Annotated in this window: 24 protein-coding genes; 7 read left to right on the forward strand and 17 right to left on the reverse strand. The window is 61.3% G+C overall.

The features are described 5' to 3' along the window. Positions 1-9 precede the first annotated feature (9 nt). Both DCY11_RS00905 and DCY11_RS00910 read right to left on the reverse strand, forming a co-directional pair. Positions 10-582, reverse strand: a complete 573-nt coding sequence (locus DCY11_RS00905; protein WP_108680699.1) for a carbonic anhydrase — start codon at positions 580-582, stop codon at positions 10-12. A gap of 229 nt (positions 583-811) precedes the next feature. Continuing rightward, positions 812-1,150: a hypothetical protein gene (locus DCY11_RS00910; RefSeq protein ID WP_108680701.1), complete on the reverse strand. Its 339-nt coding sequence runs from the start codon at positions 1,148-1,150 to the stop codon at positions 812-814. Between the two features lie 290 nt (positions 1,151-1,440). Here DCY11_RS00910 and DCY11_RS00915 point away from each other — a divergent pair, with 290 nt between their 5' ends. Continuing rightward, a complete protein-coding gene (locus tag DCY11_RS00915) occupies positions 1,441-1,665 on the forward strand; it encodes a hypothetical protein (protein ID WP_108680703.1) in 225 nt (74 codons plus the stop codon). Between the two features lie 137 nt (positions 1,666-1,802). On the opposite strand, the gene DCY11_RS00920 is transcribed toward DCY11_RS00915, so the two are convergent. Then, on the reverse strand, positions 1,803-3,548 hold the full coding sequence (locus DCY11_RS00920; protein ID WP_108680704.1) for a bifunctional diguanylate cyclase/phosphodiesterase: 1,746 nt from the start codon (positions 3,546-3,548) through the stop codon (positions 1,803-1,805). 265 nt (positions 3,549-3,813) lie between these two features. Here DCY11_RS00920 and DCY11_RS00925 point away from each other — a divergent pair, with 265 nt between their 5' ends. The 3 genes from DCY11_RS00925 (at position 3,814) to DCY11_RS00935 (ending at position 5,316) form a co-directional block, all read left to right on the forward strand. Continuing rightward, the gene (locus DCY11_RS00925) at positions 3,814-4,290 is read left to right on the forward strand and encodes a hypothetical protein (protein ID WP_108680706.1); all 477 of its coding nucleotides are present in this window, start codon (positions 3,814-3,816) and stop codon (positions 4,288-4,290) included. Between the two features lie 196 nt (positions 4,291-4,486). Beyond that, on the forward strand, positions 4,487-4,687 hold the full coding sequence (locus DCY11_RS00930; RefSeq protein WP_069445394.1) for a hypothetical protein: 201 nt from the start codon (positions 4,487-4,489) through the stop codon (positions 4,685-4,687). Between the two features lie 374 nt (positions 4,688-5,061). Then, positions 5,062-5,316, forward strand: a complete 255-nt coding sequence (locus tag DCY11_RS00935) for a hypothetical protein (RefSeq protein WP_108680708.1) — start codon at positions 5,062-5,064, stop codon at positions 5,314-5,316. A gap of 131 nt (positions 5,317-5,447) precedes the next feature. On the opposite strand, the gene DCY11_RS00940 is transcribed toward DCY11_RS00935, so the two are convergent. Then, positions 5,448-6,029 (reverse strand): L,D-transpeptidase, encoded by a 582-nt coding sequence (locus DCY11_RS00940; protein ID WP_159079711.1) that lies wholly within the window; start codon positions 6,027-6,029, stop codon positions 5,448-5,450. Positions 6,030-6,216: 187 nt separating this feature from the next. On the opposite strand from DCY11_RS00940, the gene DCY11_RS00945 reads away from it, so the two are divergent. After that, positions 6,217-6,894, forward strand: coding sequence for a DsbA family protein (locus DCY11_RS00945; protein ID WP_159079712.1), 678 nt, complete (start codon positions 6,217-6,219; stop codon positions 6,892-6,894). 12 nt (positions 6,895-6,906) lie between these two features. On the opposite strand, the gene DCY11_RS00950 is transcribed toward DCY11_RS00945, so the two are convergent. From DCY11_RS00950 to DCY11_RS01005, 12 genes are all read right to left on the reverse strand, one after another. Further along, positions 6,907-8,112 (reverse strand): HlyD family secretion protein, encoded by a 1,206-nt coding sequence (locus tag DCY11_RS00950; RefSeq protein WP_108680714.1) that lies wholly within the window; start codon positions 8,110-8,112, stop codon positions 6,907-6,909. Further along, entirely contained in the window at positions 8,105-8,680 is a 576-nt protein-coding gene (locus DCY11_RS00955) for a hypothetical protein (RefSeq protein WP_108680716.1), read from the reverse strand. The genes DCY11_RS00950 and DCY11_RS00955 overlap by 8 nt, the downstream gene beginning before the upstream one ends. A gap of 53 nt (positions 8,681-8,733) precedes the next feature. Then, the gene (locus DCY11_RS00960) at positions 8,734-9,057 is read right to left on the reverse strand and encodes an HdeA/HdeB family chaperone (RefSeq protein WP_108680718.1); all 324 of its coding nucleotides are present in this window, start codon (positions 9,055-9,057) and stop codon (positions 8,734-8,736) included. Positions 9,058-9,075: 18 nt separating this feature from the next. Continuing rightward, entirely contained in the window at positions 9,076-10,467 is a 1,392-nt protein-coding gene (locus DCY11_RS00965; RefSeq protein WP_108680720.1) for a mechanosensitive ion channel family protein, read from the reverse strand. Positions 10,468-10,580: 113 nt separating this feature from the next. After that, entirely contained in the window at positions 10,581-12,029 is a 1,449-nt protein-coding gene (gene mgtE / locus DCY11_RS00970; protein ID WP_208430487.1) for a magnesium transporter, read from the reverse strand. Positions 12,030-12,204: 175 nt separating this feature from the next. After that, positions 12,205-12,468, reverse strand: a complete 264-nt coding sequence (locus DCY11_RS00975; RefSeq protein ID WP_108680724.1) for a hypothetical protein — start codon at positions 12,466-12,468, stop codon at positions 12,205-12,207. Between the two features lie 101 nt (positions 12,469-12,569). Beyond that, positions 12,570-12,830, reverse strand: coding sequence for a hypothetical protein (locus DCY11_RS00980; protein ID WP_108680726.1), 261 nt, complete (start codon positions 12,828-12,830; stop codon positions 12,570-12,572). Positions 12,831-13,390: 560 nt separating this feature from the next. Then, entirely contained in the window at positions 13,391-13,972 is a 582-nt protein-coding gene (locus tag DCY11_RS00985; protein ID WP_159079713.1) for a cell wall hydrolase, read from the reverse strand. A gap of 413 nt (positions 13,973-14,385) precedes the next feature. After that, positions 14,386-14,649 (reverse strand): GlsB/YeaQ/YmgE family stress response membrane protein, encoded by a 264-nt coding sequence (locus DCY11_RS00990; RefSeq protein WP_069445384.1) that lies wholly within the window; start codon positions 14,647-14,649, stop codon positions 14,386-14,388. A gap of 129 nt (positions 14,650-14,778) precedes the next feature. Then, positions 14,779-15,237, reverse strand: a complete 459-nt coding sequence (locus DCY11_RS00995) for a Gmad2 immunoglobulin-like domain-containing protein (protein WP_108680730.1) — start codon at positions 15,235-15,237, stop codon at positions 14,779-14,781. 131 nt (positions 15,238-15,368) lie between these two features. After that, positions 15,369-15,851, reverse strand: a complete 483-nt coding sequence (locus DCY11_RS01000; RefSeq protein WP_108680732.1) for a putative molybdenum carrier protein — start codon at positions 15,849-15,851, stop codon at positions 15,369-15,371. Between the two features lie 27 nt (positions 15,852-15,878). After that, on the reverse strand, positions 15,879-16,730 hold the full coding sequence (locus tag DCY11_RS01005) for an aspartyl/asparaginyl beta-hydroxylase domain-containing protein (RefSeq protein ID WP_108680734.1): 852 nt from the start codon (positions 16,728-16,730) through the stop codon (positions 15,879-15,881). Positions 16,731-16,909: 179 nt separating this feature from the next. On the opposite strand from DCY11_RS01005, the gene DCY11_RS01010 reads away from it, so the two are divergent. Together DCY11_RS01010 and DCY11_RS01015 are read left to right on the forward strand one after the other, a co-directional pair. Further along, complete coding sequence (locus tag DCY11_RS01010) at positions 16,910-17,353, forward strand: hypothetical protein (protein WP_159079714.1); 444 nt, start codon at positions 16,910-16,912, stop codon at positions 17,351-17,353. A 263-nt stretch (positions 17,354-17,616) separates the two neighbouring features. Further along, positions 17,617-18,366: an ion transporter gene (locus DCY11_RS01015; protein WP_108683609.1), complete on the forward strand. Its 750-nt coding sequence runs from the start codon at positions 17,617-17,619 to the stop codon at positions 18,364-18,366. A 12-nt stretch (positions 18,367-18,378) separates the two neighbouring features. On the opposite strand, the gene DCY11_RS01020 is transcribed toward DCY11_RS01015, so the two are convergent. Beyond that, positions 18,379-19,140, reverse strand: coding sequence for a hypothetical protein (locus tag DCY11_RS01020; protein WP_108680739.1), 762 nt, complete (start codon positions 19,138-19,140; stop codon positions 18,379-18,381). Positions 19,141-19,252: the final 112 nt, after the last annotated feature.

Below are 19,252 nucleotides of genomic sequence, written 5' to 3' on the forward strand. Positions count from 1 at the left end.
TCCAAAGGCCTAGCCGGCCGCCGTCGCCTCGGGCACTTCGACGAGCTGGCCGGAGCGCACATCGTAGATATAGCCGTAGACGGGCACGTCGGCTGGAACGAGCGGGTGGGCGCGGATGCGGCGCACGTCCTCGGCGACGCTCTTGGCCTGGTCGGCGATGGTGAGCCAGTCGATCGCCTCGCCGGCGTCCGAGCCGGGGCCCTGCCCCACGTCCTTCCAGCCGTCCGGGCCGATCTCGGCGGTGTCGAGGCTCTGGCGCAACAGGCCGCTCATGATCTCGTTGGTGAAGGTCTCCATGCCGCAATCGGTGTGGTGAACGACGAACCATTCCTTCGTGCCGAGCAGCTTATGCGAGATGACGAGCGAGCGGATGGCATCGTCGCTGGCGCGTCCGCCAGCGTTGCGGATGACATGGGCGTCGCCCTCCGCGAGGCCTGCGAATTTCGCAGGGTCGAGACGCGCGTCCATGCAGGTGAGAATGGCGAAGCGGCGCGCGGGCGGCATCGCGAGGTTGGCTTTGTCTCCGAAACTTTTCGCGTAGGCCGCGTTGGCCGCAAGCACCTCGTCGTGCACCTTCGACATGTCGTGTCCTCCCTGAACTTACATCTTTGGTTTTGTTCCCCGGACTTTGACACAGCGCGCGCGGCTTCGCGAGTGGCGCATCCGGAGGACGTGGCGCCGCCTTTGAGCAGGCCGGGAGGCCGGGAGCGCAAGCAGGAACTCTGCGCTCAAGTAGCCGCTAGGCCGGTAGCACCAACAAGAGCGCGCTCAAGTAGCCGCTAGGCGATAGCGCACAAAAAATCCCCCGCCCCTACGGCGTGTCGGTGTTCGCGGGCGGCGTGGTTGGGGCGGCTTCCGGCATGGGCTCGGTGGCGGGCTCGGTGGCCGTCTCAGGCGCGGGTGCTGGTGCCGCCTCGGGTGCGGTTGCTGGAGCCGCTGCGGGCGTCTCTGCCGGCTCCGGCGCGGTCGCCTTGTGCACTTCCTCGCGTACCTCGTCGGCGACCTTGCCCGCAGACTGGCCGAGTTCTCCGCCCACATAGTTCCAATTGACGATGTCTTGGCTGCCCGGCTCGTCGCCCACATGATCGATGAGGAAGACGACCACGATGGTGAGGATGATCCCGGTCAGGACACCGGATAGATATGGCATGACGCTCTCCCTGTTTTCGGCTCTCGGCTGGGCTGGGTTGCACTTAAGGCAAGCCCCCAAGGCAAACACCGTCCCGCCCACCGTGTTCCCGTTGAGCCCTTTTCGGGCTGGCGCGAGCATAGGCGCCCTGCATGTGAAATGCATGTCACGATCGCCTGCGGCGGCCCGCTTCCCCGGTCCGCATTTTCCGCGCAAGCCGCGCATTTTCCCACTTGCCAGCGGACGTTTTTGACCCACTATTTTCGGTTGCGCGGCGACGGGCCGCGTCTCAAATCGAAGGAACGAAGAGAATGCTCAAGCTCATTAGTGCGTTGATGTTTGGAACGGCGTTACTGCTTGGGTCCGCTTCCCTGTCGACCCCCTCTTTCGCTCAGGACGACATGGAAGAAGAGACCATGTCCGAGGAAGGGATGACCGACGAGGCACCGGCCGACGACATGATGGAAGGCGACGATATGATGGACGAGCCTCCGGCCGAGGCCGATCCGATGGAGGAAGCTGAAGAGGGCCAATGAGCCCACTGGTTTTCATTCGCGAATGAACACCTTGGGGCGCCGGCGAGAAAAAGCCGGCGCCTCTTTTGCGTCCTGCGCCGGTTGGTGACGGGCATCCGTTATGGATGCGGCGATGGCTCGGAGGCAGCCGCAAGCCGTCAGCGAAACACGCCGCTCAACCGCGTCTGGCGTACCGGCTGCCGCATGGTCCGAAACGCACCCGTCCGCGAACCGGTGCGGTGCGCGATGACGTCCGGGGCGCCGTCGAGCCGCATGTATTTCTGGACGTCCGTCGCAGGCACCGGACGGCCGAGCAGGAAGCCCTGGGCCTTGTCGCAGCCGATGCCGCGCACGCGCTCCAGCTGCGCCCGGGTCTCGACGCCTTCGGCGGTGACGCGCGCACCCAGCGCATGGCCGAGCTGTGTGACGGAGTCGAGAATGGCGTAGGCCTGGAGACTGTCGTCGGCCACAAACGTCCGGTCGATCTTGATCTCGTGGAATGGAAACTCGCGCAAATAGCCGAGCGACGCATAGCCGGATCCGAAGTCGTCCAGCGCTACCTTCACCCCGAGGGCGTGGATCTGCTCCAGGAGCCTGAAATTTTCCTCCGTACTCTGAAGCAGCACCGTCTCGGTGATCTCGAGGTAAAGCTGGTCGGGACGCAAACCGGACCGGCTGAGCGCGTCGGCGACCTTGAACGGAAGGCTGTGACGAAACTGCGCCGGCGAAAGGTTGATGGCGATCCCGACCTCCTGGGGCCAGGTTGCGGCCTCGGCACAGGCCGCCTTCATCACCCAATCCCCGATGGCCGCGATCTGCCCGGTCTCCTCCGCGAGCGCAATGAATTCGGACGGCGGCACGAACCCGCGCTCCGGATGTTGCCAGCGCAGAAGCGCTTCAAATCTGACAAGACGCCCGGACCGCACGTGGAAGATCGGCTGGTACTGGAGCTGGAGCTGCCCTGCATCGAGAGCGCGCGCCAAATCCGCCTTGAGCTCTTGCCGCTGTTTGGCGTGCTCGGCCATTTCGCGGTCGAAGAAGCGATAGCTGTTGCGCTCGCCCTTTGCGAAATACAGCGCCGTGTCCGAATTGCGGAGGAGTTCTTCCGTGCTCACCCCATCCTTCGGGACCATGGCAATGCCGATGCTAGCGCCAATCTCAACCTGACAGTCTTCGATGTTGAATGGTGCACTGAGTGCCTCTACAAGGCCTGCCGCCAATCGCTCGAGATTGTCCGTCGACGTTGCATGACGCGTAACGAGCAGAAACTCGTCGCCGCCCAGGCGCGCAAGGATATCCACGTCATTGGCGAGACATTTAATCCGCGTTGCGACTGCTTTCAGGAGGGCATCGCCGAAGGGATGCCCGTAGCTATCGTTGACCTCCTTGAAGTGATCGAGGTCGATATAGAGCAGCGCCGCTTCTCGATTGTCCCGGCAAACCTCCTCAAGCAGAGCGTCCAATTTCTCGTGCGCATACGTTCTATTGTATGTACCGGTGAGCGTGTCGTGCCGTGCAAGGTAGGTCAGTTGCTCCCGAATACGTCGCTTCTCCGTAACGTCCCGGAAGAACAGCGTGAGGGTCTCCTCGCTCGGATAGGCGTGAACCTCGAACCAGATCTGCATCGACTCCAGGTATTCTTCGAATACCACCGGCTTCTGGTGCTCGAGCGCCCATATGTAGTTCTGATGAAACGGGCCACCGAACGCTTCGGGAAAGGCCTCCCAAAGGCTTCTTCCGATGCTGATGTCGCGGCCTTTCAGCAAGTCGATCGCTTGGCTGTTGCGGTAGAGAATACGCCACTCGTGATCGAGAACGGTTACACTGTCCGTCGTGCTCTCCAGCACGAATTCGCTTCGGCTTATTTCAAGCCCATTGCGCGTAAAGCCGTTATTCGATGCCATTCTCACAACTCCAGACGGGGCGCTCCGCAATTCTAGTAGAATTTTTTTCGCAGCTACAGGTCTATCTAACTAAACAGACTACAGATTAACAAACAGGGGGCGCCTCCGAGGCAGCTTGCGCCCCATCGTTAACCAGGTGTTAACGCTGCCGGGCCGGGCGCCGGCGAAGCCATTGCTGTCGGCTGCGAGCTGCTCGGGCTAAAATCGGGGGCGGATGCCCCCTGCTCTGCCTTTGCGAGCGCCGCATAGCTACAAAGGAGCCGAAATGCCCGATCCGCACACCTGTGACTTTTCCGTACGGCTGAGGCAACTACCGCGGCAGCTGCTCCTGGCTCTGCTCAATGGCACCGCCATCCTTGTGATTGCCGCGGCGCTTCTCGCACTTGCAGCAACAGCAAACGTCACGCATCTGGCCGAGACCGTCGCCGCGACCATGACCGATGCCGTTCTGACCCGTGTCGACGTGAAGCCGCGCCGTGTCTTGGAGAAACTCGAAGACCTCACGGTGGAAATCCAGTCCTTGAGGTCTGAACTTCAGGAAAAGAAGGTCTACGGGGGCGCGCCTCTCGATCCCGCGATCGACCGGTTATACGAGAGGCTCGCCGCGCTGGAGACGGCCATCGACCAACTCCGCGATGGCCGGTCTCAACTCTTGGACGAAGCAACCGCGCGGCTCAGTCTTTCACTCGGCCAGGCGCTGCAGGATTTCGGTGCGTGCAAGGCGACGCCGGCAAGCCCTTGAGCCCTCGTCGTGCTCCAAATACTCAACCGGCCGGCGCCGAGTCGCAACGCATTTTCCCTCTTGCCAGGGGCAGGATTTTTCCCACTCTTCTCGATTGCGCGGCGCCCCGGCCGCGTTTGCTCTGAATCAAGACATTCGTCGCTCCGAAGTCGTTAGAATCAACCCTTCGGACCTTGGAGACCTATAAGGAGAAGCCATGAGCATCGAAGATCTCACCCTGGACGAGGTGGAACGGCGCATTCAGATTGTCGAAGACAATCTGCGCGAGTTGATGGAACAGGCAGCCGCCTTTTCCGGCGCCGCGGACGAAGAACGCAATGCGACGCGCATCTCCGACCAGCAGGAGAAACTCGATGCACTCATGGCCCGGCGCGAACAGCTAATGGCGCAAAGCTAGCCGATGGCCAAGAAGGGCGACGGCAAGCACGGCCATAAAAAGAAGCCGTGCTCGAAATGCCCCAAGAAGAAAATGTGCTCGAAATGTCCTAAGCGGGCCAAGAGCCGGTAAGGCGTTAGCAGGACTCAATCAGGCGCTGCATCACGTTCAACGCGGCCGCAGCGGGGAGTCCTGCAAACACCCCCAATCACAAACATACCAATTCATACGCCGGATACCTGTCCGCTTACGCTGTTGCTTCCGTGGAACCCAACCACGGCATGCGGTGTTAGGCATTGGTAAAACCTGTATGCACTCGCGTCTTGCATTCGGCGAAACCAGGTCAAACACTCGGCCAGGTGCGTGACTCAATTGATAGCAGAGGAAACGACAACATGTTCAAAGCCCCCCACACATTGATTTTCGGTGCTGCGCTGCTGGTTGGCGCTGCCGGGCTCTCCACGGCGGCCTTCGCCGCAGATCCGATCGAGAAGGCCGAGGAAGGTAAGATGGCGCCGGGCTCGGAGATGCCAGCGCCGCCCGAAGAGAGCGCGATGGAAGAGGCCGAGGAAGGCAAGATGACGCCTGGCTCAGAGACGCCGGCCCCGCCCGAAGAGAGCGCGATGGAAGAGGCCGAGGAAGGCAACTAGGACATCTCCTCGAGATGTCATCATTGATGAGATTGGGGGCGCTGGAATTGTTCCAGCGCCCTTTTTTCACTGAGCCTGTTCAGGGTCGCCTTCCCAAGCGAATTGAACGTCCAGCGAAACATCGTTCCCGGTTAGCGGCCCCGCCGGAAGAGGCCACGGAACGGCCCGCGCCGCTGACGCGTCTCGGTGTAACCCGTCCCTTCGCTAGACCCCAAGGTACGAACTGCGGGTGGTGCCGAACTGGCAGCCCATCTCCCCGCGGGATCCGATCCGGAAACCACGACCTTGGTGCCTGCCATGCCGTGCTGCTCCACGAGATTGTAGAGGGTCTGTGCATTGTTGAGCGAAAGCCGTACGCAGCCATGAGAGCGCGGCGTACCCATGCCGGGATGATTCGACCCATGAATAGCGTGACCGCGTGTGGTGAAGAAAATCGAGTGAGGCATGCCTGCGCCATCCCACTCATCTGAATAGTGCATCCGCTCCATACGGAAAGCGCTGTAGTTTCCCGTGGGAGTCGAATAGCCTGTCGCGCCTGTGGAGACAGGCCAGCGATAGCGAGTCTCTCCATTCACGGAGACGGTCATCGATTGGCTGGGCTTGTCGATATTGATGAGAATCGCAGCAAGCGCCGGGCTCGTCAGCATGCTGAGAACCGCGGCAAGCAGTGCACCCACCACCCAGTGGCGTTGTCCCTGCCCAACTCGTGTCATGGTTTTCCCCAGCATGGCGTTCCCTCCCGCAATGGTACGTCAGCCGCATACAGCATAGCATGACGCGGTCTGGCGGGCCCGCACGATCGCGTGACCCACACGGGCCCATATGGGGTGGCTTTGGGCTGGCGCAAGGCCGCTTTTTCAGACAAGGACTAGAGTGAAGGGGCAATCTAAGAGGGTGCCGATGACAAAGGTGGAGATTTCCTATTACTCCGACGTTCTGTGTATCTGGGCCTATGTGGCCGAGAGACGGCTGGATGAGCTCGCCGCGCAATTCGGCGACCAGGTCGAAATCGTGCCCCGCTATTGCTCCGTGTTTCCCGATGCGTGGGGCAAGATCGAAGCCAAAGGGGGATTCGAGCACTTCAACAAGCATCTCACAGAGGTTGCCGCACGCTTCCCCCACATCGTTGTCAGCGACCAGGTCTGGCTTCGTGGGCGCCCGCGCACCTCGGCAAGCCCACACCAGTTCCTCAAAGCTGTCGAACTCGTCGAACGCAGTGACGGCGCACCCCTGCCCCCCTATCTCGACCGTCTGTCGACCCGCGCCGCCCGCGACATCCGCCATGCCTTCTTCGCCGAGGCCCAGGATATCGGCGAGTGGGACGTCCAACTCGAAATTGCCGAAAAGCTCGGGATTGACTCGGCCTTGATCGACGACAAGCTGCGCTCGTCCGAAGCGCTGGCAGCGCTCGTGATCGACTACGGACTGGCCGCAGACAATGGCGTCGCTGGCAGCCCGACCTTCCTGATGAACGAAGGCCGGCAGAAACTCTTCGGCAATGTGGGATACCGGCTGCTCGAAGCCAATGTGCAGGAGCTTCTCCGCCGTCCCGAGCAGGACGGTGCGAGCTGGTGCTAGACGGCACTGTCCTTAGTGCCCGCCCCCGCCCGCGAGACCGATGCCCGTTACGAGCGCAATCCAGACCTTTATGCGAAGGCCCCACGCTTTGATGATACCGAGTCCGCCGAGGATATGGCCCAAGACCCCGTGAGGGAGATTGCGGTCGTAGGTCTGCACGATACAGCCACTGCCGTTGACGAGGCGTTCTGCATGCTCCGGATAGACCATATCGAGCGCCGCGACGACCTCGCCGCGTTTTGAAAACTCGGAGGGCTCGATGAGCCGTCCCGTGGGCGCGAGCTGCCCGGCGGCAATTTCCGGCTGGATCGCAGTGATCCGCGCCGGCAGCACGGAGTCGACCATCTCCACGTTGAAATTCGTATCGCAGGCCACCTCGGCAGGCATGCCGACATAGAGTACCGAACGCGAGACTTGCGAGAAGCCGGCCACCACCCGTTTCGGGTGGGCTTCGTCCCGGTCGGGAATGATGAGCATCGCCGGGTTCGATGCGAACTGCGCGGCGCGTGCACCCACATGCAAGGTGACCTGATCGACAACGCCGTCCACCTGGGAGCGGACCGTGGTCTTCTCCAGTTCGACCTTGGCCTGCTCGAGTTGCGCGTTTGCGCTCTCCCGTTGCGCAGGAAGCACTTCTGTCAGCTGCAGATTGGCCTCGTCCAGTAGCGCCTGGGACTGCGCAACCTTGGCCTCACCGGCGGCCTTGTCGGCCACGGCCGCTTGATAGCGGCGTTCGTTGTAGGCCGGCGACTTGCGCCTCTTCAGTTCGGCCTGATCGTCGAACACCTCGATGGCTTGCTGCAGTTCTGCCTTCTCGCGGTCGAGGGACGCTTGCGCCGAATGGACCTCGGCCTCGGCGGACGCGACCGACTTGTCTATCTCGGCAAGCTTGAGTTCGGCGGTCTTCACCGCCGCTTCCTCGGTCGCCTTGTCGACGGTGAACAGGATCTGGCCGGGCTTCACGCGCGTCCCGTTGTCGACCTCGATGCTCGTAACGGTGCCGCCGTTCTCGCTGACAACCGGAACCGTGCGGAAGGGCACAAAGCCCGTGTAGGACTTCGGGTAGTAGTAGAACACCGTGAAGAAGACGATGAACGCCAAAGCCAGCCACGCGAACAGCGCCATATGGACGTTGTAGAGCGTGATCGGAATCCCCTTCCAACGCAGATACATGATGCGCAGGACGAAAGGGATGGAGGTTACGGTGAGCTCAATCACGCTTCCGTCCCTCCCTTCGCGGGCGAGGCCATTTGTTCAGGCGCGCCGTCCGGCTTTGCCCCACTCTCTTCCGGTGACTCGGATTTCGCCGTCCGTGTCTTCCGCTTCCGAGCGGGCTTGGGTGGCGGCGCAGCTTCAGGTTCGTCCGGCACACGCCTGCCTGTGTGGTCGTGCTCCCCAGATGCTCGTGATGCAACTCGTCGAGCATGGCGCTTTCAAGCTCGCCTTTGAGGATGTGCTCTTTGCGCGGCTCGAACCACAGCATCAGATCGCGGGCCAGCGCCGTTACGATCAACGCCAAGGGAAGCAGAATGCTGAAATGGCTTAGCGGCGGAAAAATCTCATAAGCGAAGGCGATCATGAGAAGCGTCGGGATCGTCGTCTTCAGCGGCGTCCCTTCATTGTGTTCTTCGGCGAATTTGTCGAACCGCGCGTAGACATGAAAAACGCCGAAGACCAGGAGGAACAATAGGATCAGCGCCATGAACGACGTCATGTCCGTGTGTCCAGGCGCCGTCCACCATGGCACCGTCTGCGCCTCCGCGCCTGCCGTCGCTTCTGCTTTCAAGGACGCCCCCTGCCCCACGCAAGAATTATCCGCTCAGCCTGACGTGAGCGAGACTACGGCTTCATCAATGACTCGACTGCGGCGAGCAGATTCGTGTCGGGATTTTCGAGGCAGTAGTCGCGCAGCTTCTTGGCGTTGGATTTGAGCTTCTCGACATCGACGACGGTATCGCCCTTCTTGCCGCTGTAATAGCCGTGGAGCCAGACCGCGATCGTATCTGGGTCCGAGACCTTGTAGAGCGCGAACTGGTCGCAGGTGATCTCGCTGACATCGATCGTGACCTGCGCCGACGCCGTGGCGCCGAACGGGACGGATAGAGCCAAGGTGAATGCGAACGGCTTTCCAGCCGCCGCGAATGACTTCAAGCGCTCATACATGAGTGGCACTCCCGTTTCCTATTTGTCGTCACCAGTGTGACCCTGATCACCAGAAGATATCGATTCTCGATCGACAGAAGGCGTTTTCTCGAGAACGGGCGGCGTTACCGGCTTGTTTGGATCCACCGGAATGAAATGCACGTCTTGCTGCGGGAACGGAATCGAGATGCCGACGGAGTCGAACAGCTCTTTGACGTAGCGCGTCAGGTCCCAATAGACGGTCCAATAATCGGATGTTTTCACCCAGGGGCGGCAAATGAGATTCACGGAGCTGTCGGCGAGCTCGTTGACCCGGATCGTCGGTGCCGGGTCCTTCAGCACAAGCGGATGCGCCTCGACAGCCTGCTCCAAAACCTTCAGCGCTTCCGGAATGGAATCGTCATAGCCAATGCCGAAGACGAGATCGACGCGACGCGTCTCGCTGGCCGTGACGTTGGTGATCACATTGCCCCAGACATTCTTATTTGGAATGACGATGACTTGGTTGTCGGGCGTGGTGACGGTCGTAGCGAAGATATTGGTGCTCTTGACCGTCCCGGCGACGCCGCCAATGTCCGCATAGTCGCCCACGTCGAACGGGCGATAGATCATGATCATGAGTCCCGACGCAAGATTGCTGAGCGAGTCTTGCATGGCAAAGGCCGCGATGATGGACGCGCCGCCAAACACGGCGAAGAGTGGCGTGACATCGACGCCGAGGCCCGACAAGACCAGCATCAATCCTACGGCCAGAACGATCCAATAGATGATGCCGACGATGAAGGCTTGCAGAAGATCGGAGATATTCGGCACGTGACCGATCCAGCGCCGGACAATCGCCCGGACTATGCGTGCGACAAATATCAGCGCCAGAAACGCAACGACGACGATGGCGGCGTTCTTCAGGAACAATAGGCCCCGATCGTCGGCCTTCATCCAATCCATTGCCCAGGCAATGAGGGTCTTGATGTCCGCCTTGCGCGTCTCTTCGAGAAAGATGGCGTTCTGGTAATCGCGATAGACCGCGATCTCCTTGGCGTCGCCGCCCTTCCGCTCCCAGGCGTTGACGACCGCAGTGTAGCGATCGAAGAGGTAGTTCCGTTCAGCGTACAGTTTCGTCAGATTTTCGCGCTGGGTAGACTTCGCGTCGCCATTGGCCTTGGCAACGGAGATCTGCGCGTCGACCACCTGCTCCGTCTTGGTCTTCACGATGTCGAGCCACTTGGCAGCCAGAGCCTTGAGCTCTTCCACGGTCATCGGAACCATGAGAAGTTCGAGATCGTCGAGCTTCACCTGAGGATCTGTGACGTTGCTGGAGAAGACGGGCGCACTCTGTGCAGGAGCAGCATCCTGCGCGAACGATGGCTGTGGCGCAGCGAAAATTGTAACGCTGCCCAGAAGCAGCATGGAAAGAGCTATCAAGCGCAGCATCGTTCCCCCTAATTCCCGTTTCAAGTGCAAACCCTTACTAGCCCTTTCGGCTCAACTGTAAAGCCCCCTTGGCACGCCTGTTGGAGTGGTTGGCCGCGGGGGGGCGCGTCTCCTCAGAAGTAGAACGTGCTGGCCATCAGGAAGTAAACCAGAACGCCCACGACATCGTTGCTTGTGGTGATGAACACGCCGGTCGCCGCCGCGGGATCAATGCCCAGCCGGTTGAGGCCCAGCGGCACGAATGATCCGACGATTGCCGCGATCGTCGTCACCGTGAGCAAGGACATCGACGTTGCCAATGCGAGCCGCACCGGGTCTTCCACATCGAATATCAGCGAGCCTGCAAGGATCAGCGATGCAAGAATGCTCCCGGCGATCGCCCCGTTGAGGAGCGCGCCGAGAAGCTCGCGGCCGAAGCGATAGATCAGGCGGTCTCCCGGCCAGTTCGATCCCATGGCCAAGGCTTGCACCGAAACCACGGAAGCCTGCAGACCGGCGTTCCCGGCCATCGACATCACGACCGGAATGAAGGCCGCAAGGATCGCCGCCTTCTCCAGCTCCTCCTCGAAGGATCCGATGATGATAGCCGCAATCGTCGCTCCCACCAGACCGGCCAGCAGCCACGGCAACCGGTTGCGCACGATCTTCGGAACGGAGTCGGTCGGGCGCGCATCCTCGTTGACGCCACCGAGCTTCAGCATGTCCTCGGCGGCTTCTTCCGCCACGACACGCGCCAGCATCTTGGTGGTGATCTGCCCTACGAGTCGGCCTTCGTTGTCGACAACGGGAAGGCTCTTGAACTCGGTACCGGCCGTTGCGAGCGCGGCTTCTTCCTGGTCCGTGGCCGACGAGACGACGGGAAACTCGCGCGACATGATCTTTGAGAGCGGCGTGTCCGGGGGAACCAGCAACAGTGCGCGCGGCTTGAAGGCGCCGATGGGACGGTTGTCGGCATCGATAACGAAGACCGTATCGACCGACCCAATCATGTCCGATGCTCGTTGAAGCGCCGCAACCGCCTCGGCTGCGGTGCGGTCCGGCGCCAGCGCCACGTGGCGCCTTTGCATGATCTCGCCGGCGCTCTCCTTGTGGAAGGCCCTCGATGCCTGGATGCTTTCGAATGACTTGAGGTCCGGGCCAAGGCGATCCTGGAGATCGTCGGGCAAATCCTGAAACGTCTCGAAGGCCTTTTCGGGCGGCATTCTTTGGATCAAGCCACGTAGCCGCTCGACCGTTTCGTCTCTCGTGATGGCAGCACGATATTGCGGCCGCAGTTCCGACAGAACGCGCGAGGATGTTTGGTCCGGCAGAAGGTCCAGCAACTTGCGCGCAGCCTTGAACGGCAATCGGACCAGAAGCTCCATGATGTCTTCGGGCGACCAGTGCGCGAGAACCTTCCGAACGGACTTCTTGTTCTTGTCGCGGATGAGCTGCCGCAGCGTCTCTATGGCCGCATCGTTCGTTTCGTCCGAGGCGCCTTCGCCTTCCGGCACCCATTTCAGATCCGCTGCAGACTCGGACTCGACCATCATTCCCCTCGGGATTACGCGAACGTCGGGCACGACGCTGCTACCATTCTAGACGCGGACGGCAGCGGGTCTGCCGCACGCATCGATGCCGGTCAATGTGGCGAAGCCACTCGACACGTTGATGAAGGACAAAGGCTGTCTGTGAGACGTTGGCAACGAGACCGCGGCGGCGCCCCTGGATGGACGCCGCCCCGACCTATGATGAGACTTACTTGGACGTCATATTGCGAATGAGGCCGGCGATGAGCGTCAGCACGATGCCGCCAACGCCGCCGCCGACGATATCGCCGACCCAGCCTTCGATCATCTGACCTGCAAAGCTGCCCATCAGCTGACCTAGGATGCCGCCGCCGACTGCACCGGCGATCGCATTCCCCACAGCTCCGAGAGAATAGTTCTTCGCAGCCGCACCCGCGGCGCTGCCACCGACAGCACCGGAGACGGCCTGCACCAGTAGGCCTGCAAGATCCATTGGTAATCCCTCCCATAGTCCCGCGCGTCTCGGCGGGAGGACAGTTTAGATCGCTTGGAGAGGGTTCGTCACTTGTCTCGATACGACAGTCTACAGCCGCGCTAGTCGATACGGCTGAACATTCGCACTGCAACATAGGCCACGAAGGACAGCGCGAGGACGCCGCCTACGGCCGCCAACACGACGGCACCGAGCGGCAGACGGTCCGCTTCGGCGATGCCAAGGAAGTCGAGTCCCTGGATCGCGAAGACGGCGACAAGGCCGAGCCCAATGACGAACACCGTCACGCCGACGAGGCGTGCAAAGCGGCGCACTTGCCGGCGGCGCTCCAGACGGCTGCTGAACATGGCTCGGCGCTTCATGGATCGCGTCTTCCCCGCCCTGCTCTCAGAGGAAGTCTCGACGGCCGGTCTTCTTGTCTGCGCCCCGTCCCATTGCCGACGAGGCTGTGGCGACTCCTGTCGCTCTGTTTGGTCATGGCGCGTTGTGGTAGCCGCTCGCGGGCAAGCCAGCAAGCGTTCACACGACATATGACAGGCCAATCCCCAGCAGAAGATCTTGCCAGGTTGGGCTAGTCAGACTGTGAAGCTGTGACGACGATGCGGATACCTGCCGTCTTCCGAGGTGGAGCGGCGCTATTGGTCCGCGCTGGCGTTGCCCGGGCTACATTCGCCGAATGTCGGTGTATCGCCGTAAGTCAGGCAGGCCGCTTGGGCGGTTTCTGCAGGCGCAAGGGTCATCGGCAATGCGGGACCCTGGTCCGTCACGCAGCCCGCAAGTGCAAGCGGCGCAAGCACTATCAGCAGCCATCGCATGGTTCTCTCCCGTGTCAGCGAAACGAAGATGCCAACGGCCTAGAGATATGATGCGGATGGGGAATTGCAAGGGTGACGGCCTGGCCGGCCGCCCCCTCTCAATGATGCTAAGCGCTTGGGTCGGAGTAGAAAATGTGCCGGCCAATGCGCGCGGTCAGTTCGAAATGCTTGGCCCAGTTCGGGCGAACATAATCCGCGTGATAGTGGGTCGCGGTCTGGAGCGACGCAAGTACCCGGTACTCGCTCACCTCCCGCTCATTCGGCCGATTGGCCAGCAGCCAGGCCGCGTAGCCGCGGACGCTGAACCAGACCTTGGCATCGCGGATCCGGTCGGCCTTGCCGTCGCAGGCAAAGGAGAACTGGCAGCGATTGTGGAGATGGCTGTTCTGGTAGACCACACCGCAAATGGTGTTGGGATAGTGCTTGCTCGAAACCCGATTCAAGATCACCCTGCCGACGGCGAGCTGGCCGCGCCAAGGCTCACCGCGGGCCTCGAAATAGATCCCTTCGGCCAAGCACCGAAGCTGGCGCGCGAAACTCGCATCGGCGAAGTTCTGCTCACCGGCACCCTGCGCAGCGACTTCCAACGCTGCGGACGACACGCCGTTCTCGGCTGTGTCGGCATCGGCCACGTCGTCATAGTCATCGATCACGCTATGCCGAGCGACGACCTCTGCGGCCGCGACCAATCCAAGCTTCGCCTTGTGCGACGCAACAAACAATTTGTCATTTCGCGCCACGTCACCAGCGTGTGCAGGCGCTGCTAGTCCAAGCAATACCAAGACAAGCAAAAGGCTCTTCACGCCGAAGAGTCTCTGACCCCTCATAGATATTCCTCAACAGTTGTTAATACTGTGCGGGATTAACCCGCTGAGGTTGGGGCTTTTGCTCGACAATTCTGACGAGGGCAGGTTCACCTTGTGACGAAAACATGGCCCCTGTGTCACAAACTGCGGCAAAGTGGCCCAGCAAGGAGACCCAATGTTGCGTTGCAACAATGGCTTGAGGGGGGCGGACACGCGGCTCGACACCGAAAGACGCCGCCCCACCCATCGGTGGACCGGCGCCCGAGGCAGCTAATCAGCTGAAATAAATCGGTATTTTAGGATAGAAGCTTCTTGATCAGTTTCACGACGATCAGAAGAATCACGGCGCCGATGAAGGCCGCGATGATCGATCCGAGAATGCCGCCTCCGAATGCCAGGACAATTCCGACCTGAGGCAGAAAGAACCCGGTGACGAGAGCACCGAGGATTCCGACGACGATATCGCCCAGTAGACCGAATCCGGTCCCCTGAACCAGGAGACCCGCCAGCCAGCCGGCAATGGCGCCTACAACCAAGATGATAATGAGTGCTTCCAGCATTGTTCCCCCCTTTGCTGAAGAATCGTACTCATCGAGACGGCACACCCTATCACATCGCCCGACGCGCTCAGCGCCAATCGACGGGCTGTTAGCAAATCCTATCGCGCCCCGTTCGGAGCCGACGGAACCTTACGGCTTCAGGACCAGCGGAATTACCGTCCGCCCGGGCGGGAAGCCTTCGCCGTCCGATACATCTTCTTCGAAGACTTCGAGGTGGCCGAGTTGCTGGACGGTGACCGTGTACGGAATACTGAAACTGAACGCCCCGGGACCGTCGGCGCCGCCCCCGGTCGTATGGCCGCTTGCCAGCACCGCGCCGTCCCGCGCCAAAAGCTTCCACTGCACATTGCTCTCGAAGGTCCGTGAGCATCCGGTCACGTCGAACCCACTCTCGACGCGCTCACCCGGCTTCGGTCCCGTGGCGATCACGAAGGCCGCCTCGTCAAAGGCGCCGTCCTCGTTAGAGCAGTTGTCGGTCTCCTCGCCTTCGACGAAACTGCCCATCGCAATGGCAGGCACAGCGCCAAGCATCAGGCTCGCACCCAAGACCCCACCCGCAAGCATCATTCGCATTGTGGCATGCGTCATTGCTTCCTCCTCAGGTCGTCACTCTCCACATAGCCCGGGACAAAGCCGTCAGACGGGATCTGCCCCGACATGGACACAATTCGCGACGGGCCCTGGAGTTCCAGCCGGTCCGGCGAAGATTAGGGTCCCGCTCAGGCGGCCAACGTCTGAAGAACAGGCTGTAGCACGCGCAACGCTTCGGCTTGGAGTCCCGGAGATTCACTCTCGCGCGGGCCGGCGATGCAGACGGGCTTACCCGCGAACTGGCTCAGGAAAGCCCGCACCCTGTCGTCTGCCTCTTGCTCTGCGACGCTTACGACGCAGACGGGCCTGCCCAAACTCTTGGCATGGCGCATCGCGCGCTCCGTTCCTTTCGACACCTCGAGCCCGCCCTGCCCGACAAGGACGAGCAGCGCGTCCGCATCCCGCACGTTCCAGTCCGTGCGCTGCTCGGGCTTGTCGGAGGGCGTCTCGCGCAGGTTGGGATAGAGAGCCAACAGTCCCGGCGGCTCGGGCATGTCTTCGGCCCAGCCACCCTTCGGGCACCAGCCGCCATGAGGCGTTCCGGTGGCGATCGCCGCCTCGAGGGCGGCGCGGTCAGGACCCGTCTGCCCCCCGGAGATCACGGTCACCATGGCCGAACCCTCCGCGGGACTTGCAGTTCAGGCCGCTTCGGAACGCGGGGCCGGAGGCTCCGTGCTCTTCGCTCCGGGGCGCAGCATCTTCCAGTTCTTGTAGAAGACAGCATTGGCCCGCTCGACGAGGACGGACACGCCGGCGATGAGCTTGTTGAGAAATGCCGGATGCGCGGTCGGACGCATGATGTCCATGAACACGACGAAGCGGCGCGCGTCGTAGTCGTTGACCGAGCGGTGGATCAGCGTGTCGTCGAAAATGTACAGCGGGTCGTCGCGCCAGAAGTGCTTCTCCCAGCCGCACTGAATATAGACTTGGTCCGTATCGACAGGCGTGAGGTTGTACAGAACGCGCAGCGTCATCCGCAGCGGCCCGTAGTGGAACGAGGTGGATTCTTTGCCTGAAAACACCGAGACGGCGACGGTCTTGACGTATTTGTAGTCCCGCTTCAGCGCCTCGACGGAATGCTCTTTCCGCTTGCCGTACCACTCATAGACATACATGCCGCGGCGGCCGTCTTCGAAAGACTCGTCGATCTCGGTAAGGATCGTATCCTTTTGCTCACGGAAGACATCGAGGACCTGGTCGACCTCTTCACGCCATTCCGGCGGCAGGTCGTCGAGCTTGTAGACGCCCTTGTTGTGATAGGAGAACAGATCGATGAACAGGTTGAGCGGCGACAGCAGCCAGGTGGTGATGCCGTTCCCCAGGAAGTACTTGCGGAACACCATGGCATCGCGGCGCTTGTTGCGCATGACGTCGATCAGACCGCAGCCGAGATAGAAGATCGTCAGCAACGGCAGGAAGACGAGGCCGAGGAACAGCACTACCCCGGCGATCGCAAATCGCCTGATCGCTTTCTTTGTCGCACGCTCCATCGGCACTACCCCCTGGATGAAAACTGCCCGATACGGCCCTCGAATTAAGCCATTCCTGTGACGATGTCCAAGCCTGCCGACAGGCGGATTTTGCCGCGGTGGTGCGGGCGGCCCCTCTTGGGGCTAAAGTGGCGCGCGGCTTGGAAAATCGGCGCGGCCGTATGGCGAAAGAGACGAGGATGTCCTTGAGATTATTGCTGTTGGGCTTCGTCGCCGGGTTCCTGGCGACGCTCCTGTTTCACCAAAGCCTTTGGTACGTCTTCAACCATATTGGCCTCATTCCCTTGAGCCGGCCGGCTTGGCCGACCGATCCGGTGCCGCCGCTCGGGGTCCCCTCCCTGTTGTCCAAGGCCTTCTGGGGCGGCCTCTGGGGCCTGGTGTTTGCGCCGTTCCTGGCGCGCCTCAACGGCCAGGCCTACTGGCTGTCCTGGATCCTTGCCGGGGCCATCGCCCTGCCCTTGGTGGCGTTCTTCGTCGTCCCGGCCGTGAAGGGGCTCGATACGCCGTCCCTGTGGCCACGCTATCTCGTCTCGATGATGCTGAACGCGACGTGGGGCCTCGGCACGGCAGTATTCCTGCGGCTCTTCGGCGCCGGACGCCCCGCTCAAGGTGCCTCGGCGTAACCAGGCACGAGGTCCGGCATCATGTGCTCCCGGGATTCCATACTCCCGGGTTTGCGGCCTATATTACTGCCCATTGCGACTCGGCATAGGTAACGCGGGCCTCACTCTAGCCAAATGACATCCACTCCCAGATGACATCCGCCCCGACAACACAATCGAAGACAGGCTCCTCTTCGGCTGGCAATTCGGCGCAGGGCGCCGTGGCTCACAAGCAGCCGCAGGAGGCTGCAGCCAAGGAGAAGGAGAAGTCGCGCCGCGAAAAGTTGCGGCTGCTCTATCACGGCCACAGCCGGGCGGCCCATCGCTTTCGGTACGGCATCGTCGTCTTCGATCTGATCACCATCGCCTTTATCATCGCGACATCGTTTACGCCCGATGCGCCTTGGATCGAATATCTCGACGTCTGTTTCGGCGTACTCATCCTGATCGAATTCTGCGCCCGCATCTGGGTCAGCCCGCATCCAGCTCGTGAGTTCACTCACTTCGCGACCTGGGCGGATATCGTCGCCATCTTATCGTTCCTGGCGCCGATCGTGGGCGAAGGCCTGGGCTTCCTGCGGGTTCTGCGCACGGTCCGGCTACTGCACACTTATCAACTTCTGTCGAACCTGCGCGTTGATTTCCCCTTCTTCCGCCGCAATGAAGAGACGGTCATTGCCGTCATCAACATCATTGTCTTCCTGTTCATCACGACGGGCCTCGTCTACGAGACGCAGCACTATCGCAATCCGGCGATCGCCAACTACGTCGATGCCCTCTATTTTACGGTGACAACGCTCACGACGACCGGCTTCGGAGACATCACGCTCGAGGGCTCGTTTGGCCGGCTAATCGCCGTCTGCATCATGATCTTCGGGGTGACTCTGTTCTTGCGGCTGCTGCAGACGCTCTTGCGGCCGCAGAAGGTACGCTACCCCTGCCCCGGCTGTGGACTGCAGCGGCACGAAGTCGATGCGGTGCACTGCAAAGCATGCGGAGAGAAGCTCAACATTCCAGACGAAGGACGCTTCTAGCGCCGCGAGCGGTCAGGCTGTCCGCTGCACTTCGCAGCGCCAATGCTCCGCATGCTGTGTAAATGTGGACAGCACGGCATCGAAGGTGGCGTCTTCCGCCTCGGCGCTTCCGCGGGTCGTCTGCACGACTTCGAACACGCCGCGATAGTCGTGATAGCCCTGCAGGTCTTCGTGCCGGGACCAACACAGATCGCCCATCAGGAAGAAGCGGACCCAGGAGAACAGACAGTCTGTCCAATCCTCCAGGTATGATTTCAGCCGCAGGCTCGGGCACGACAACACCGTCGCGCCGCCCTCCTCAGTGATCTTGACCAGTCGGCCGTCGAGGAAGTGGTGTTCCGGAGACTCGATGAATACGAAGCTCATGCGATCGTCATGGGGATAGAGACCCCGCGGATCGAAAAGCCGGAAATCGATGCCATGCAGCCGAACCGCGTCGAGGACGATGTGCTTCGTGTGCCCATCCTTCGCGGCGCGGATCGGGAGTCCGGCTTCACTGGCCCGCGCCAGCAGCGTTTCGGGGTGATCGGTGATATCAGACGACACCAGGATCTCGCCTTGCCGCGTCTCGTCGATCAGTTCGATATTGGGGCGTTTGCAGCGTTGTGCGCGCGGCGGCACATGCTCCTCGCCGACGACCGTCAGATGCGGGCGGTCGGTGGGGCGCAAATAGCCGTCGCTCAAGCGCGCGAGCCGATGCAGACAGTCCAAGAGACGTGCACGCGCTTCCGTGCTCCGGCAATTGCCTTTCCAGACTACGGTGACCGATGACATGATGACGCGACGTCTCCCACAAGGCTCAAATTTGCCGAAATTGCCCGGTTTCGGCATTGGCTAATTGCACCCTGCGATGCCCTGGCACGACAAGCAAGAACGTCCGGCAAAT

It is taken from the genome of Methyloceanibacter sp. wino2, assembly GCF_003071365.1.
Taxonomy (GTDB): domain Bacteria; phylum Pseudomonadota; class Alphaproteobacteria; order Rhizobiales; family Methyloligellaceae; genus Methyloceanibacter.